This is a genomic window from Rhizobium johnstonii 3841 (genome assembly GCF_000009265.1).
GTDB classification, from domain to species: domain Bacteria; phylum Pseudomonadota; class Alphaproteobacteria; order Rhizobiales; family Rhizobiaceae; genus Rhizobium; species Rhizobium acaciae.
On sequence record NC_008384.1, the window covers coordinates 447821 to 460927 of the forward strand.

15 protein-coding genes are annotated in these 13107 nt (G+C 61.2%); 7 read left to right on the forward strand and 8 right to left on the reverse strand.

Annotation, left to right across the window (positions count from 1 at the left end):
* Positions 1 to 18 precede the first annotated feature (18 nt).
* Positions 19 to 1014, reverse strand: coding sequence for a rhamnose ABC transporter substrate-binding protein (gene rhaS / locus RL_RS31845; protein ID WP_018448549.1), 996 nt, complete (start codon positions 1012 to 1014; stop codon positions 19 to 21).
* Between the two features lie 48 nt (positions 1015 to 1062).
* Positions 1063 to 1875: a DeoR/GlpR family DNA-binding transcription regulator gene (locus RL_RS31850; RefSeq protein ID WP_011655152.1), complete on the reverse strand. Its 813-nt coding sequence runs from the start codon at positions 1873 to 1875 to the stop codon at positions 1063 to 1065.
* A 197-nt stretch (positions 1876 to 2072) separates the two neighbouring features.
* Here RL_RS31850 and RL_RS31855 point away from each other — a divergent pair, with 197 nt between their 5' ends.
* On the forward strand, positions 2073 to 4169 hold the full coding sequence (locus tag RL_RS31855) for a bifunctional rhamnulose-1-phosphate aldolase/short-chain dehydrogenase (RefSeq protein ID WP_011655153.1): 2097 nt from the start codon (positions 2073 to 2075) through the stop codon (positions 4167 to 4169).
* Between the two features lie 2 nt (positions 4170 to 4171).
* Here RL_RS31855 and RL_RS37125 read toward each other — a convergent pair whose 3' ends face one another.
* Positions 4172 to 4330 (reverse strand): YqaE/Pmp3 family membrane protein, encoded by a 159-nt coding sequence (locus tag RL_RS37125; RefSeq protein WP_003547831.1) that lies wholly within the window; start codon positions 4328 to 4330, stop codon positions 4172 to 4174.
* Positions 4331 to 4407: 77 nt separating this feature from the next.
* Here RL_RS37125 and rhaI point away from each other — a divergent pair, with 77 nt between their 5' ends.
* On the forward strand, positions 4408 to 5700 hold the full coding sequence (gene rhaI / locus RL_RS31865; protein WP_011655154.1) for an L-rhamnose catabolism isomerase: 1293 nt from the start codon (positions 4408 to 4410) through the stop codon (positions 5698 to 5700).
* Between the two features lie 94 nt (positions 5701 to 5794).
* Here rhaI and RL_RS31870 read toward each other — a convergent pair whose 3' ends face one another.
* Positions 5795 to 6253: a carboxymuconolactone decarboxylase family protein gene (locus RL_RS31870; protein WP_003547836.1), complete on the reverse strand. Its 459-nt coding sequence runs from the start codon at positions 6251 to 6253 to the stop codon at positions 5795 to 5797.
* A gap of 107 nt (positions 6254 to 6360) precedes the next feature.
* Between RL_RS31870 and RL_RS31875 the strand changes: the two genes are divergently transcribed.
* Both RL_RS31875 and RL_RS31880 read left to right on the forward strand, forming a co-directional pair.
* Complete coding sequence (locus RL_RS31875; protein ID WP_011655155.1) at positions 6361 to 7230, forward strand: sigma-70 family RNA polymerase sigma factor; 870 nt, start codon at positions 6361 to 6363, stop codon at positions 7228 to 7230.
* A 214-nt stretch (positions 7231 to 7444) separates the two neighbouring features.
* Positions 7445 to 8653 carry an amidohydrolase/deacetylase family metallohydrolase gene (locus RL_RS31880; RefSeq protein WP_032992733.1) on the forward strand — a complete coding sequence of 403 codons (1209 nt, stop codon included), beginning with the start codon at positions 7445 to 7447 and terminating at the stop codon, positions 8651 to 8653.
* 22 nt (positions 8654 to 8675) lie between these two features.
* On the opposite strand, the gene RL_RS31885 is transcribed toward RL_RS31880, so the two are convergent.
* Positions 8676 to 9524: an IclR family transcriptional regulator gene (locus tag RL_RS31885; RefSeq protein ID WP_032992687.1), complete on the reverse strand. Its 849-nt coding sequence runs from the start codon at positions 9522 to 9524 to the stop codon at positions 8676 to 8678.
* 249 nt (positions 9525 to 9773) lie between these two features.
* On the opposite strand from RL_RS31885, the gene RL_RS31890 reads away from it, so the two are divergent.
* Positions 9774 to 10631: an SDR family oxidoreductase gene (locus tag RL_RS31890; protein WP_011655158.1), complete on the forward strand. Its 858-nt coding sequence runs from the start codon at positions 9774 to 9776 to the stop codon at positions 10629 to 10631.
* A gap of 187 nt (positions 10632 to 10818) precedes the next feature.
* Here RL_RS31890 and RL_RS31895 read toward each other — a convergent pair whose 3' ends face one another.
* Positions 10819 to 11034, reverse strand: a complete 216-nt coding sequence (locus RL_RS31895) for a hypothetical protein (protein WP_003547846.1) — start codon at positions 11032 to 11034, stop codon at positions 10819 to 10821.
* Between the two features lie 127 nt (positions 11035 to 11161).
* Here RL_RS31895 and RL_RS31900 point away from each other — a divergent pair, with 127 nt between their 5' ends.
* A complete protein-coding gene (locus tag RL_RS31900; RefSeq protein ID WP_003547850.1) occupies positions 11162 to 11785 on the forward strand; it encodes a TetR/AcrR family transcriptional regulator in 624 nt (207 codons plus the stop codon).
* Between the two features lie 82 nt (positions 11786 to 11867).
* Positions 11868 to 12056, forward strand: a complete 189-nt coding sequence (locus RL_RS31905) for a hypothetical protein (RefSeq protein WP_003547852.1) — start codon at positions 11868 to 11870, stop codon at positions 12054 to 12056.
* Positions 12057 to 12086: 30 nt separating this feature from the next.
* Here RL_RS31905 and RL_RS31910 read toward each other — a convergent pair whose 3' ends face one another.
* Both RL_RS31910 and RL_RS31915 read right to left on the reverse strand, forming a co-directional pair.
* Entirely contained in the window at positions 12087 to 12527 is a 441-nt protein-coding gene (locus tag RL_RS31910; RefSeq protein ID WP_011655161.1) for a DUF1810 domain-containing protein, read from the reverse strand.
* Between the two features lie 71 nt (positions 12528 to 12598).
* Positions 12599 to 12877, reverse strand: coding sequence for a hypothetical protein (locus RL_RS31915; protein WP_011655162.1), 279 nt, complete (start codon positions 12875 to 12877; stop codon positions 12599 to 12601).
* Between the last annotated feature and the right edge of the window lie 230 nt (positions 12878 to 13107).

The following is a 13107-nucleotide window of genomic DNA, read 5'->3' on the forward strand; positions in this document are numbered from 1 at the left end:
TTATGCGTCGGCTCCAGATCAGAAGACCTTGGAGAACTGGTCGATGTTCGTAGCATTGTAGACGAAGGGATCGGCCATGGCGGCTTCACCGTTGTCGCCGACCTTGATCTTGCCCATGCGGCCGGCTTCGATCTCGCTGCCCGGCTTGCCGTCGGTCTCGCCCTTGACGAGGCGATAGGCGATCTGCGTTGCGGAGTAGCCGAGATCGATCGGGTTCCAGATGGCGAATTCCTTCGTGGCGCCCGACTTGATCGCGCCGGCCATTTCGGACGGCAGGCCGAGACCGGTGACGTAGACCTTGCCGACCAGGCCCTTGTCTTCGACAACCTTCGATGCGGCGAGAACGCCGACCGTCGTCGGAGCGACGATGACCTTGATGTTCGGGTTCGCCTTCAGCAGGCCCTCGGCTTCACGATAGGACTTGTCCGAGAGGTCGTCGCCATAGACTGTGGTGACGAGGTTGAGGCCCGGGAAATCCTTGAGCTGCTTCTTCATCTGGTCGATCCAGATGTTCTGGTTGGTCGAGGTGGTCGTGGCCGACAGGATGGCGAAGTCGCCCTTGCCGCCGTCGAGATGGTCCTTGACGAGCGTCAGGCACATCTTGCCGATCAACTCGTTGGACGACGGGTTGAGCTGCAGGATACGGCCTTCAGGTGCGACGCCGGAATCCCAGGAGATGACCTTGATGCCGCGCTGTGTAGCCTTCTTCAGCGCCGGAACGAGCGCGTCGGGATCGTTGGCCGAAACGGCGATGGCACTGACGCCTTGGGCGATCAGCGAATTGATGACTTCGATCTGGCCTTCGGCGGTCGTCGTCGTCGGACCGGTATAGATGACCTCGACGCCGCCGAGTTCCTTGGCGGCTTCCTGCGCACCCTTGTTGGCAGCATCGAAGAAGCCGTTGCCGAGCGACTTGACGACGAGACCGATCTTGATGTCGGCAGCGCTGGCTGTCCCGGCCATCATGGCAACGGCAAATGCCACGCCGATTGCGAGTTTCTTTGCGAGTTTCATGCTTTCATCCTCCCACTTGATTGACACTCTTCACACCTCCCCGGCGCCTTATGCGACCGACGAGGAATCCTCCTTGATTGCCTGGGCGACCGGGCTCGCGACAATGAGCCTGATGCCGGCATTCTCGATCATCCTGACGGCTTCCTCTGGAATGCCGTCATCGGTGATGATTGTAGACACACGCTCGAGCGGGCACAGAATGAGGCTCGACCGGCGATGGAATTTGCTGGAATCGGCCATGACGACCAATTCGTCGGCCTGATGCATCAGCTTCTGTTCGCTCTGGATGATCAGCGCGTCGGCTTCCATGATGCCGAGCGGGCCGATGCCCTGCGCGCCGATGAAGAAGCGGCGGGCGTAGAAGTTGCGGATCGCGTCATTGTCGAAGGGGGAGAGGATCAGGCTCTGCTCGCGATAGATCGCGCCGCCCGGTACCGTCACCGTGTTCTTCGAATGTTTGACCAGATGTTCGGCGATCGCGAAGGAATTGGTCATCACCTGCAGGCGGTGCGCCGCCATGAAATGCACCATCTGGAAGGTGGTCGTGCCGCCGTTGATGATGATCGCGTCGCCAGGATCGCAAAGCTCGACCGCCTGACGTGCGATTGCGCGTTTCTTATCGATATTGACCGATTCCGAAACGCGGAAGGGGCGCCCGGCGAGATTGCCGAGCTGCGGCGGATGCACCGCCTCGGCGCCGCCGCGCACACGGCGGATCTTGCCCTGGACATGAAGAGCCGCAATGTCGCGCCGGATCGTCGCCTCGGAAGCCTCGGTCAGTTCGGAAATATCCTGAACCGTCACGACGGACTTTTCCTGAACGGCGCTCAGAATGATGCGATGGCGTTCGCGTTCGTGCATGGGGCTCCTCCTTCGATCGTTTATTTCGCACATATGACAATGTGTCAATCAAAAACGATCATAAATTTTCATATTGCGCTGCACAATAATCGAATTTGATCGTTTTCGATTGACAACCTCGGTTTTGATGAGCGATACCGTCTGCGAAAAGGGGCGCGAACTTGCGCTCCGATGATGATTTCATATGGGAGGATGACATGGCGGCGAACGTCCGGCTTCTGGAAAACCGGTGGGATGATGCTTACGCGGCAGGCCTCGATGAGCCTGGCAAGCTGCTCTATCGTTCCAACCTGCTCGGTGCCGACAAGCGCATCACCAATTATGGCGGCGGCAACACTTCGGCGAAGGTGATGGAAACCGATCCGTTGACCGGCGGCAAGGTGAAGGTCCTTTGGGTCAAGGGCTCGGGCGGCGACGTCGGCACGATCAAGCTCGACGGTTTCGCGACGCTCTACCAGGACAAGCTGGAATCGCTGAAGGGCATTTATAAGGGTGTCGAGGACGAGGACCGCATGGTCGGCTTCCTGCCGCACTGCACCTTCAACCTGAATGCCCGCGCTGCCTCGATCGACACGCCGCTGCACGGTTTCGTGCCTTTCACCCATGTCGACCACATGCATCCCGACGCGATCATCGCGATCGCCGCGTCGAAGAATTCGAAGGAATTGACGCAGCAGATCTTCGGCGACGCGATCGGCTGGCTGCCCTGGCGCCGTCCGGGCTTCCAGCTCGGCCTCGACCTCGGCGCATTCGTTGCCGCAAACCCGAATGCCAAGGGCGTCGTGCTCGAAAGCCACGGCCTCTTCACCTGGGCGAACGATGCCAAGGCCTGCTACGAACTGACGCTCGATATCATCAACAAGGCGATTGTCTGGTTTGCCGAAAAGACCGAGGGAAAGACGATTTTCGGCGGCGCGGTCACGCAGAGCTTGGCCGTTGCCGAACGCCGCGCCATCGCCGCCCGGCTGATGCCGGAGATCCGCGGTCGCATCGGCAAGCAGGAGCGCAAGCTCGGACATTTCGACGATCAGGACGCCGTGCTCGAATTCGTCAATTCCAGCGATTTGCGTCCGCTCGGCGCGCTCGGCACCAGCTGCCCTGATCATTTCCTGCGCACGAAGATCCGCCCGCTGATCGTCGATTTCGACCCGGCCAAGCCGGATGTCGACGCGATCGTCGCCGGTCTCGACAAGGCGCTGGAGGACTACCGCGCCGACTACGCCCGCTATTATAACGACTGCAAGCATGACAATTCGCCTGCCATGCGCGACGCCAATCCCGTCATTTTCCTGGTGCCCGGCGTCGGCATGCTGTCCTTTGCCCGCGACAAGGCGACGGCCCGCATCGCCAGCGAATTCTATGTCAACGCCATCAACGTCATGCGCGGCGCCTCGACGGTCTCGGAATATCAGGGCCTGCCGGAGCAGGAAGCCTTCGATATCGAATATTGGCTGCTCGAAGAGGCCAAGCTGCAGCGCATGCCGAAGCCGAAGAGCCTTGCCGGCCGCGTCGCCTTCGTCACCGGCGGCGCCGGCGGCATCGGCCGGGCGACGGCCGCACGCCTCGTCGGCGAAGGCGCCTGCGTGGTGCTTGCCGATATCGACCAGGCAGCACTCGAGGGCACCGAAGCCGATTTCGTCAAGAAGTTCGGCGCTGACGCCGTGCGCAGCGTCCGGCTCGACGTCACCAAGGAAGATGCGGTGATCGCCTCCTTCGCGGAAGCCTGCGTCGAATTCGGCGGCATCGATATCCTCGTCTCGAATGCCGGCATTGCCTCCTCCGCGCCGATCGAATTGACCGAACTGGCGACGTGGAACCGCAATATCGATATTCTCGCGACCGGCTATTTCCTCGTCTCGCGTGAAGCCTTCCGCCTGTTCCGCCGTCAGGCGCTCGGCGGCAACGTCATCTTCGTCGCTTCGAAAAACGGTCTGGCCGCCTCGCCGAATGCATCTGCCTATTGCACCGCAAAGGCTGCCGAAATCCATCTTGCCCGCTGCCTCGCGCTGGAAGGCGCGGATGCCGGCATCCGCGTCAATACCGTCAATCCGGATGCTGTCCTGCGCGGTTCGAAGATCTGGAGCGGCGAATGGCGCGAGCAGCGCGCCGCCTCGTCCAAGATCGAGGTGGACGATCTCGAGGAACATTACCGCAAGCGTTCGATGCTGAAACTCAATGTGTTTCCGGAAGATATCGCCGAGGCGATCTATTTCCTCGCTTCGGACCTTTCGGCAAAATCGACCGGCAACATCATCAACGTCGATGCCGGCAACGTGCAGAGCTTTACGCGCTAGAGCTATTTCCGGAGGATCACCCATATTGCGTGGATGATCCCCGGCACATAGCCGCAGAGTGTCAGCAATATATTGAGCCAGAAATGCAGGCCGATCCCGACCTGCAAGAATACGCCAAGGGGCGGCAGGATGATCGCAAGAAGAATGCGGACAACGTCCATCGTAGCTCCTTCGTTTGAAGACATGTAAGCGTTTGAACGCGAACCATGGCCTATGGTTCGCGACCAGGGAGGAATAGATGACAGAATCCAGGATTGCGCCAGATTTGGTCGCGACTGATAACGACAAGCGGGCAACCGCGTTGAAAGCCGATTACGAGGCACTGGGCGCGACGCTTGCCCGTCGCGGTGTCGATATCGAGGCGGTCACCCGGCAAGTTGCGGAATTCTTCGTTGCGGTTCCCTCCTGGGGCGTCGGCACCGGCGGCACGCGTTTTGCCCGTTTCCCCGGCACCGGCGAACCGCGCGGCATCTTCGACAAGCTCGACGATTGCGCCGTCATCAACCAGCTGACGCAGGCGACTCCGAACGTCTCGCTGCATATTCCCTGGGACAAGGCGGATGCCAGCGAATTGAAGGCCAAGGGTAACGCGCTCGGCCTCGGCTTCGATGCGATGAATTCGAACACCTTTTCCGATGCGCCCGGCCAGGCCCATTCCTACAAATACGGCTCGCTCAGCCACACCGATGCGGCGACGCGTGCGCAGGCGGTCGAGCACAATCTCGAATGCATCGAGATCGGCAAGGCGCTCGGCTCCAAGGCGCTGACGGTCTGGATCGGCGACGGCTCGAACTTCCCCGGCCAGAGCCATTTCACCAAGGCTTTCGAGCGTTACCTTGCCTCGATGGCGGATATTTACAAAGCGCTGCCCGACGATTGGAAGCTGTTTTCCGAGCACAAGATGTACGAGCCGGCCTTCTATTCGACCATCGTGCAGGATTGGGGCACCAACTATCTGATCGCCCAGACGCTCGGCCCCAAGGCCTATTGCCTCGTCGATCTCGGCCACCACGCGCCGAACACCAATATCGAGATGATCGTCGCTCGGCTCATCCAGTTCGGCAAGCTTGGCGGTTTCCACTTCAACGATTCGAAATATGGCGATGACGATCTCGACGCTGGCGCGATCGATCCCTACCGGCTGTTCCTCGTCTTCAACGAACTGGTTGACGCCGAGCAGCGCGGCGTCAACGATTTCAACCCGGCCCATATGATCGACCAGTCGCACAATGTCACCGACCCGATCGAAAGCCTGATCAACAGCGCCAACGAAATCCGCCGCGCCTATGCGCAGGCACTGCTCGTCGACCGCAAGGCGCTCTCCGGCTACCAGGACGACAACGACGCGTTGATGGCGTCGGAAACGCTGAAGCGCGCCTATCGTGCCGATGTCGAGCCGATTCTGGCTGAAGCCCGCCGCAGGGCCGGCGGCGCGATCGACCCGATCGCCGTCTACCGCGCCAGCGGTTATCGCAGACAAGTGGCGGCCGAGCGTCCGGCCTCCGCAGCCGGTGGCGGCGGCATCATCTGAACGCCCGATTGTTTCGCATGGCCTGAAGCCATGCTGACGAGGGATGATGGCTGCCGGCAGCGCAGGGGTGACGCGCTGCCGGCAACCTCGCCGTTTATGGCTTCCAGGCCCCGGCGATCTGGCGGGTGGCGATGTTCAGCCGGTTCCAGACATTGATGTTGGCGATGGCGATGACGAGTGCCGCAAGGCTCCTGCCGTCATAATGCCGGGTCGCTTCGTCCCAGATATCATCCGGCACAGGGTCGGCCCGGTCGCTGACGCGGGTCACCGCCTCGGTCAACGCAAGGGCTGCCCGCTCGGCATCGCTGAAATAGGGCGAATCGCGCCAGGCGCCGATGGCAAAGAGCCGTTCGTCCGTTTCGCCGAGCTTCTTTGCAATGCGGGGATGCCCGTCGACACAGACGCTGCAGCCGTTGATCTGGCTGGCGCGCAGATTGACGAGTTCGAGCAGCTTGGGCGAAAGGCCGGTTTCGGCCGGCACCTTGCTGAGAGCCGCCAGCGCCTGCATGGCTGCGGGAAGGACGAGGGCGGGATTTCCCATTCTCTCCTGCATGATATGTCTCCTTATACGTTTCGTATTCGACGATCCGCCGGCGCTGTCACATCGGCCGGGTTTCATGCGTCATGGCCCTGACGGAACGCAGCGGAGGAATGTGACAAATGGACGAGAAAAAATGGCTGGCCGATGAGTTCGAGGCAAACAGAGCGCATCTGAGGGCCGCAGCCTACCGCATGCTCGGCTCGCGCAGCGAGGCGGAGGATGCCGTTCAGGAGGCCTGGCTGCGGCTTAGCCGCACCGATACGACAGGGGTCGGCAATCTCGGCGGCTGGTTGACGACGGTGGTGGCGCGCATCTGCCTCGACATGCTGCGCGCCCGCAAGACCCGGCGCGAGGAGCCGCTGGAGGCGCCCATCCATGCCGGGATCGCCGATCCGGCGAACGATCCCGAGCGCGAAGCCGCCTTTGCCGATTCGGTCGGTCTGGCGCTGCTGGTCGTGCTGCAGACGCTGGCGCCCGCTGAACGTGTCGCCTTCGTGCTGCACGATATGTTCGACCTGCCCTTCGACGAGATCGCGCCGATCATCGGCCGTTCGTCCGCGGCAACCCGCCAGCTCGCAAGCCGCGCCCGCCGCCGGGTGCAGGGGGTGGACGAAGCGCCTGATGTCGATTTCGGCCGCAAGCGGACGATCGCCGAGGCCTTTCTGACGGCGTCGCGCAATGGCGATCTGGAGCGATTGATCGCGGTGCTTGCCCCTGACGTCGTCTTCCGGCCGGATGCGACGGCCGCCCGCTTCGGCACCATTGGCGAAATGCGCGGCGCGGCTCACGTGGCCGAAGCCTTCAAGGGTCGGGCGCAGGCAGCCGAAATCGCCATCGTCGGCGGTGAGCTCGGATTCGTCGTGGAGATCCAAGGCCAGCTCCGCGTCGTCGTGGCGCTGACGATCGCCGATGGAAGGATCGCCGCGATCGATGCCATCGCCGATCCGGATCACCTGGAACGGCTCGACTATTCGATCCTTTTAGATTGAAAAAAAACGAGAATTTACCGGATCTTCGAGATAGGCGCGCTTCGCAAGGAGCGCGCCGCTCACGTTTCCTGAGCGGTGTCGGCCGCGTCATTTTTCTTGACAGCGGCATCCCCAGCTTTATTCTATTATAAAGATTTATATAGCATAACTATGGAATTTCAGACGGATGACCGAGGAGCGATCCCGGTCCGAGACTTCGAAAGGAATGCATGTCATGTCCGGCGACCAGGCGAAGAAGCCGCTTCTCCTCACCAACGTCAAACCGATCGCTTTCGGTGCGGGCACACAAGAGGGTGCAACCGACATTCTCGTCACTGCCGATGGCAGGATCGCCGAGATTGGTCCGTCGCTTTCCGTCTCGCAGGATGTGACGCGCATCGACGGCAAGGGCGCCTTCATTTCACCGGGCTGGGTCGATCTGCACGTGCATATCTGGCACGGCGGCACAGATATTTCCATCCGCCCGTCCGAATGCGGCCTCGAGCGTGGCGTCACCACGCTGGTCGATGCCGGCTCGGCCGGTGAGGCGAATTTCCATGGCTTCCGGGAATATATCATCGAGCCCTCGCGCGAACGCATCAAGGCCTTCCTGAACCTCGGCTCGATCGGCCTCGTCGCCTGCAACCGCGTCGCGGAATTGCGGGATATCCGCGATATCGATCTCGACCGCATTCTCGAAGTCTATGCCGAAAACAGCGAGCACATCGTCGGCATCAAGGTGCGCGCCAGCCATGTCATCACCGGGTCCTGGGGCGTCACGCCGGTCAAGCTCGGCAAGAAGATCGCCAAGATCTTGAAAGTGCCGATGATGGTGCATGTCGGCGAGCCGCCGGCGCTCTATGACGAGGTGCTGGAGATCCTCGGCCCAGGCGACGTCGTCACGCACTGCTTCAACGGCAAGGCCGGGTCGAGCATCATGGAGGACGAGGACCTCTTCAACCTCGCCGAGCGCTGCGCCTCCGAAGGCATCCGTCTCGACATCGGCCATGGCGGCGCCTCCTTCTCCTTCAAGGTCGCCGAGGCGGCAATCGGCCGCGGGCTTCTGCCGTTCTCGATCTCGACCGACCTGCACGGCCATTCGATGAACTTCCCGGTCTGGGACCTGGCGACGACAATGTCGAAGCTGCTCAGCGTCGGCATGCCTTTCGACAAGGTGGTGGAAGCCGTCACCCATGCGCCGGCATCCGTCATCAAGCTGTCGATGGAGAACCGGCTTTCGGTCGGCTCGCAAGCGGAATTTACTATTTTCGACCTGGTCGATTCCGATCTCGAGGCGACGGATTCCAACGGCGACGTTTCGGTCCTCAACAAGCTATTCGAGCCGCGCTATGCGGTGATGGGCGCCGATGCCTTCGCCGCCAGCCGCTACGTGCCGCGGGCGCGCAAGCTGGTGCGCCACAGCCACGGCTATTCCTACAGGTAGGATCCGCTGAAGGGCGCAATCCTTAGCGGTTGCGCCAGCCCATCAGCTTTTCGATCCGTTCCGCTGAACTGCGCACATGGGCCGTATAGTGGTTCTCGTCGGAAAACGCCTTCTGTTCCGGCAGCACGATGGAAATAGTGGCGACGCACTGGCCGTCGCGATCGCAGATCGGCGAGGCGATGCAGGCAACCGCATAATCCGATTCCCCGGCCTGGATCGACAGCCGCGATTCGAAGGCCTTGCCGGCGGCTTCCGACAGCGTGCCCGGATCGATCTCGGCGCGGCCGGTCGGTGAAGAGCGGGCGCAGCGCTTGAACAGTTCGATGCGCTCCTCCTCGGCCAGGTGGCCGACGAGCAGGCGGCCGGAGGCCGTCCAGTTCAGCGGCACCCTTGTGCCGACGCGGGACGCCACCTGAAAATGGCTTGGGCCGTCGGCCATGGCAAGCACCAGCATATAGTCGCCGTCGCGGCCGCAGACCTGCACGGTTTCGCCGGCCTGCCGGCAGAGATCGTGCATTTCGTGGGTAGCGATGCTCATGAAATCCAGCGACCTGGCATAGGCAAGGCCGTAATGGTAGAGCCGCGCGCCGAGCCAGATCGAGCCGTCGGTCTGGCGCGTCAGCATGTTCTTCTCGACGAGGTCGTCGACGATCACGTAAACGGTCGACAGCGGCGCCTTCACCGCCTTGGCGATAGCATAGACGCCGGCGGGCGATCCGGTCTCGTAAAGGTGATCGATCACCTGAAGCGCCCGGTCGATGCCGCTGACGCGCGCGCGGCGCGCGCCCTTGCCACCGGTCTCGCCGGCAACACCCTCATCCTCGGAGTAAACTGCTGCTGATGTCTTTCCGTCCAATTCCACGCCCCTCATGAAAACGCGACTATGTTACATTACTATGGCATAGCTGTCGCCGTGGCAAATGGCAACATTTCGCGGGTTGCCAGTCCGAGTGGGCCGACCAGATGAGGCTCCGTTTTCAATAATCACCGGATGTTTAGGATGCGGCGACGGCCGTGAACGCGCTCAGCGCGAGCGGTTGCTGGAGAAGTCGTTCCGCCGCGAGACTTGGAACAACAAGCATCAGGCCGAGTTTGATTTCTGAAACTCAAGGAGGTCACGATGCCAAATTATCCCACACCGCCTTTCCCATCCCAGAAGCAGCCGATGCCGGGTTTCACGGCCCGGATGGACCCGGTTCCCGACCATGGCGAAAAGAGCTATCGCGGTTCCGAGCGGCTGAAGGGCAAGCGGGCGATCATCACCGGCGGCGATAGCGGCATTGGCCGGGCTGTGGCGATCGCCTATGCCAGGGAGGGTGCCGATCTGGTGCTCTCCTATCTCGACGAGGACGAGGATGCCGATGAGACGAAACGGCTGGTCGAGCAAGCCGGACGCAAGGCTATCCTCGTCAGCGGTGACATCCAGGATCCCGCCCACTGCAGGCAGATCGTCGAGACGGCGGTCAAGGAGCTCGGTGGTATCGACATTCTCGTCAACAACGCCGCGCATCAGGCGAGCTTCAAGAGCATCGACGAGATCAGCGACGAGGAGTGGGAACTGACCTTCAAGGTCAATATCCATTCGATGTTCTACCTGACCAAGGCAGCCGTCGCCCACATGAAGCCCGGCAGCGCCATCATCAACACCGCCTCGATCAATTCGGACAATCCGAACCCGACGCTGCTTGCCTATGCGACGACCAAGGGCGCGATCCAGAATTTCACCGCCGGCCTCGCCCAGCTTCTGGCCGAGAAAGGCATTCGCGCCAATGCCGTGGCGCCCGGGCCAATCTGGACGCCGCTCATCCCCTCGACACTGCCTGAAGAAAACGTCAGCAATTTCGGCAAGCAGGTGCCGATGAAACGGCCCGGCCAGCCGGCCGAGCTTGCGACAGCCTATGTGATGCTGGCCGATCCCTTGTCGAGTTATGTCTCCGGCACGACCATCGCGGTTACCGGCGGCAAGCCGATCCTGTAGCGTATCGGCCCGAAGGGACGCACGGTGCTCAGCCACCGCCGGTCGGCATTGTAATGATCACGTCGTTACCGACGGCCAGCATCGCTTGGTCGCGGCCTTCCAATAAGCGACAAGGGCCGCCGTCTGGTCGAGACGGCAGCCCTTGACGGGGGCAGGGAGAGATCCCCAAGCTGGTCAGGCGGCTTCTTCAGCCGAAGCAGGGCATTGCCGGCAGATTGGCGCGGCTTGCGAGCGCTCCGATCATATTGCCCACCGATGTCGAGCGCGGTTCGCGTTTGCGGGCGGCCGTCTCCAGGAGTTGCTTGAAGTCTTCAAGCTTTACGCCATCGGCGCGCAACACCATGGCGATCAGGGGGTCGCGAAGGGCTTCGGATATCGTCAGGTCATCTCTGGTCTTTGTCATGGTTGTCCTCCTTTCGTGGGCGGTAGCCCGTGTTCCACTTTTCGCTGCCATGCCCTCGGCATTGACTTTCGCGTTTCGTGGTGTTACCGGTAAGTAACAATGCATTTGTTACCGATCGGTCACATTGATGTCAAGGACTACGTCCGCAAAAAAATCAGAAACTTCGAATGAAATCCCCGCAGCCGTTCCAGAAGATCGCATCCCGCCGCGGGAGCGTATCGTCTCGACCGCCTCGGAGCTTTTCCGCGAGCGCGGCATTCGCGGCATTGGCGTCGATGCCATTGCCGACGCGGCTCTGACCAACAAGATGACGCTCTACCGGCATTTCGGCTCGAAGGATGAGCTCGTCTGCGAAACGCTTCGCCGCGCCTCCGAAAAGGCGGGTGCCATCTGGCGCGATCTGGAATCGGCCTATCCCGACAATCCGCGCGCCCAGCTGGACGCCTGGGTGGAGATGCGGGCGCAATGTCTGAACGGCGAGCCCGCCGGCTGCGATCTCGCCAATGCCGCCATCGAGCTGAAGGGCGAGGGCCATCCAGCCCACGAAATGATCGAGCGGCACAAGGCTGAACAGCGTGATCGCCTGGCCGCGCTCTGTTCGGCGGCCGGCGCACGCGAACCCCAGCTTCTTGCCGATACTTTGACGCTGCTGCTCGAAGGCGCGCGCGTCAGCCGCCAGGCCATGGGCGCTGCCGGCTGCTGCGGTCATTTCGCCAAGGCCTGCCACGCGGCGATCGCTTCTTTCGCCTGAGCACCGCAAGTGTGTGGGAGGGGAACCTTACCGCTTCCATGCCGTTTTGACACTAACCCGAGGGCGATGTGGAGGCAAGGAGATGAACTACGTCTATCTCAAACGCCTATATGCCAAACGCGCCGAGCTCGAAGCCAAGCTGGAGCTCCATGATGCGCGCTATTGTTTCGGCGAGGAAGAGGTCGATGACGGCACCGACAGCGATCTGCGTCAGCGGTTGAGCGAAATTTCCGAGGAAATTGCTACGCTGGAGAGCAGGCCGGGCAGATAACTATTCAGATTTTAGCCGACCGGCATAAAATCAATCTGTGTTGGCGCTGAGGATTTCTATCGTCCGTTCGTCGAATTTTCCCTGATAGAAATGGTCGATCACCTGGTGGAAGGGCGAACCGTGATCGCTGATCGCGGCAAACAAGGTCATCGACGAGCGCAGCTTGAGGTCGTCGGGTGAACCCAGGATTTCGTGCGCCGATCGGCCGTCCACCGACAGGATCGCCTCGACGCAACGCAGCAGCCGGCTTGAGAGAATGGGATCGGCGAGATAGGCGGCGGCTTCCTCGGCCGAGCGGATCGCATATTTTTCGGCCATCGCCGACGTACCGAGACCGGCGATCTGCGGGAAGACGAACCACATCCAGTGGGACGTCTTGCGCCCGGCCTTCAGCTCTGAGAGCGCCCGCTCGTAGATGCCGTTCTGTGCGTCGATGAAGCGGTGAAGCTTGTAGTCGATGTCGCCGGCCATGGTCCTTTCCCTTTTCCTGCTGTCGATGCAGCCTGGGCCAAGGTTTCCACGCCCGGCAATATGTTTTGCTATCAGCAGACCCTCTCAGCGTAGGGGCTGCTGTCGCGGCAATGGCCGTAGGCCGGATGAGCCGGCATGGTATCGCCAGCCGGGGCAGCAATAGCCGATGTTGTCATCGGGTCCGTATTGCCGGAAGAATATGCGGCAAAACCCGCAAAGCTCAAGAGAACCAGCGCTCCGACCACGACGATGCGTTCGAAGGCCGAAAGCTTCTGGGCGCTGACATGTTCCACATAATCGCGTTCGCCTAAACCGGCGGTTTCGTCCTCTTTTACATGAAGGGTCACCATATCCTGGCGACGGCTTAAAGTTTCACAATCTGTCATTTTAATTACTCCTGCAACACATGCGGAGCCGGGTTCTCAGAGCAAACTCTCACCCTCGTGCCGAACCGACTTCGCATGCGAGCAGCATGTGTGTCTTCGATCGTGGCAATTGAAGGGGCGATATTCAAACTCAGTGTTCAAAAAATCGTACCAATAAATGCAAAATATCGTGAAGCTCTGGTTCACCGGAATGA

What these genes read in the sequence shown, in the direction of transcription:
- rhaS (WP_018448549.1), bottom strand. Translation starts at nt 1,014, where the DNA reads ATGAAACTCGCAAAGAAACTCGCAATCGGCGTGGCATTTGCCGTTGCC.
- RL_RS31850 (WP_011655152.1), bottom strand. Translation starts at nt 1,875, where the DNA reads ATGCACGAACGCGAACGCCATCGCATCATTCTGAGCGCCGTTCAGGAA.
- RL_RS31855 (WP_011655153.1), top strand. Translation starts at nt 2,073, where the DNA reads ATGGCGGCGAACGTCCGGCTTCTGGAAAACCGGTGGGATGATGCTTAC.
- RL_RS37125 (WP_003547831.1), bottom strand. Translation starts at nt 4,330, where the DNA reads ATGGACGTTGTCCGCATTCTTCTTGCGATCATCCTGCCGCCCCTTGGC.
- rhaI (WP_011655154.1), top strand. Translation starts at nt 4,408, where the DNA reads ATGACAGAATCCAGGATTGCGCCAGATTTGGTCGCGACTGATAACGAC.
- RL_RS31870 (WP_003547836.1), bottom strand. Translation starts at nt 6,253, where the DNA reads ATGCAGGAGAGAATGGGAAATCCCGCCCTCGTCCTTCCCGCAGCCATG.
- RL_RS31875 (WP_011655155.1), top strand. Translation starts at nt 6,361, where the DNA reads ATGGACGAGAAAAAATGGCTGGCCGATGAGTTCGAGGCAAACAGAGCG.
- RL_RS31880 (WP_032992733.1), top strand. Translation starts at nt 7,445, where the DNA reads ATGTCCGGCGACCAGGCGAAGAAGCCGCTTCTCCTCACCAACGTCAAA.
- RL_RS31885 (WP_032992687.1), bottom strand. Translation starts at nt 9,524, where the DNA reads ATGAGGGGCGTGGAATTGGACGGAAAGACATCAGCAGCAGTTTACTCC.
- RL_RS31890 (WP_011655158.1), top strand. Translation starts at nt 9,774, where the DNA reads ATGCCAAATTATCCCACACCGCCTTTCCCATCCCAGAAGCAGCCGATG.
- RL_RS31895 (WP_003547846.1), bottom strand. Translation starts at nt 11,034, where the DNA reads ATGACAAAGACCAGAGATGACCTGACGATATCCGAAGCCCTTCGCGAC.
- RL_RS31900 (WP_003547850.1), top strand. Translation starts at nt 11,162, where the DNA reads ATGTCAAGGACTACGTCCGCAAAAAAATCAGAAACTTCGAATGAAATC.
- RL_RS31905 (WP_003547852.1), top strand. Translation starts at nt 11,868, where the DNA reads ATGAACTACGTCTATCTCAAACGCCTATATGCCAAACGCGCCGAGCTC.
- RL_RS31910 (WP_011655161.1), bottom strand. Translation starts at nt 12,527, where the DNA reads ATGGCCGGCGACATCGACTACAAGCTTCACCGCTTCATCGACGCACAG.
- RL_RS31915 (WP_011655162.1), bottom strand. Translation starts at nt 12,877, where the DNA reads ATGGTGACCCTTCATGTAAAAGAGGACGAAACCGCCGGTTTAGGCGAA.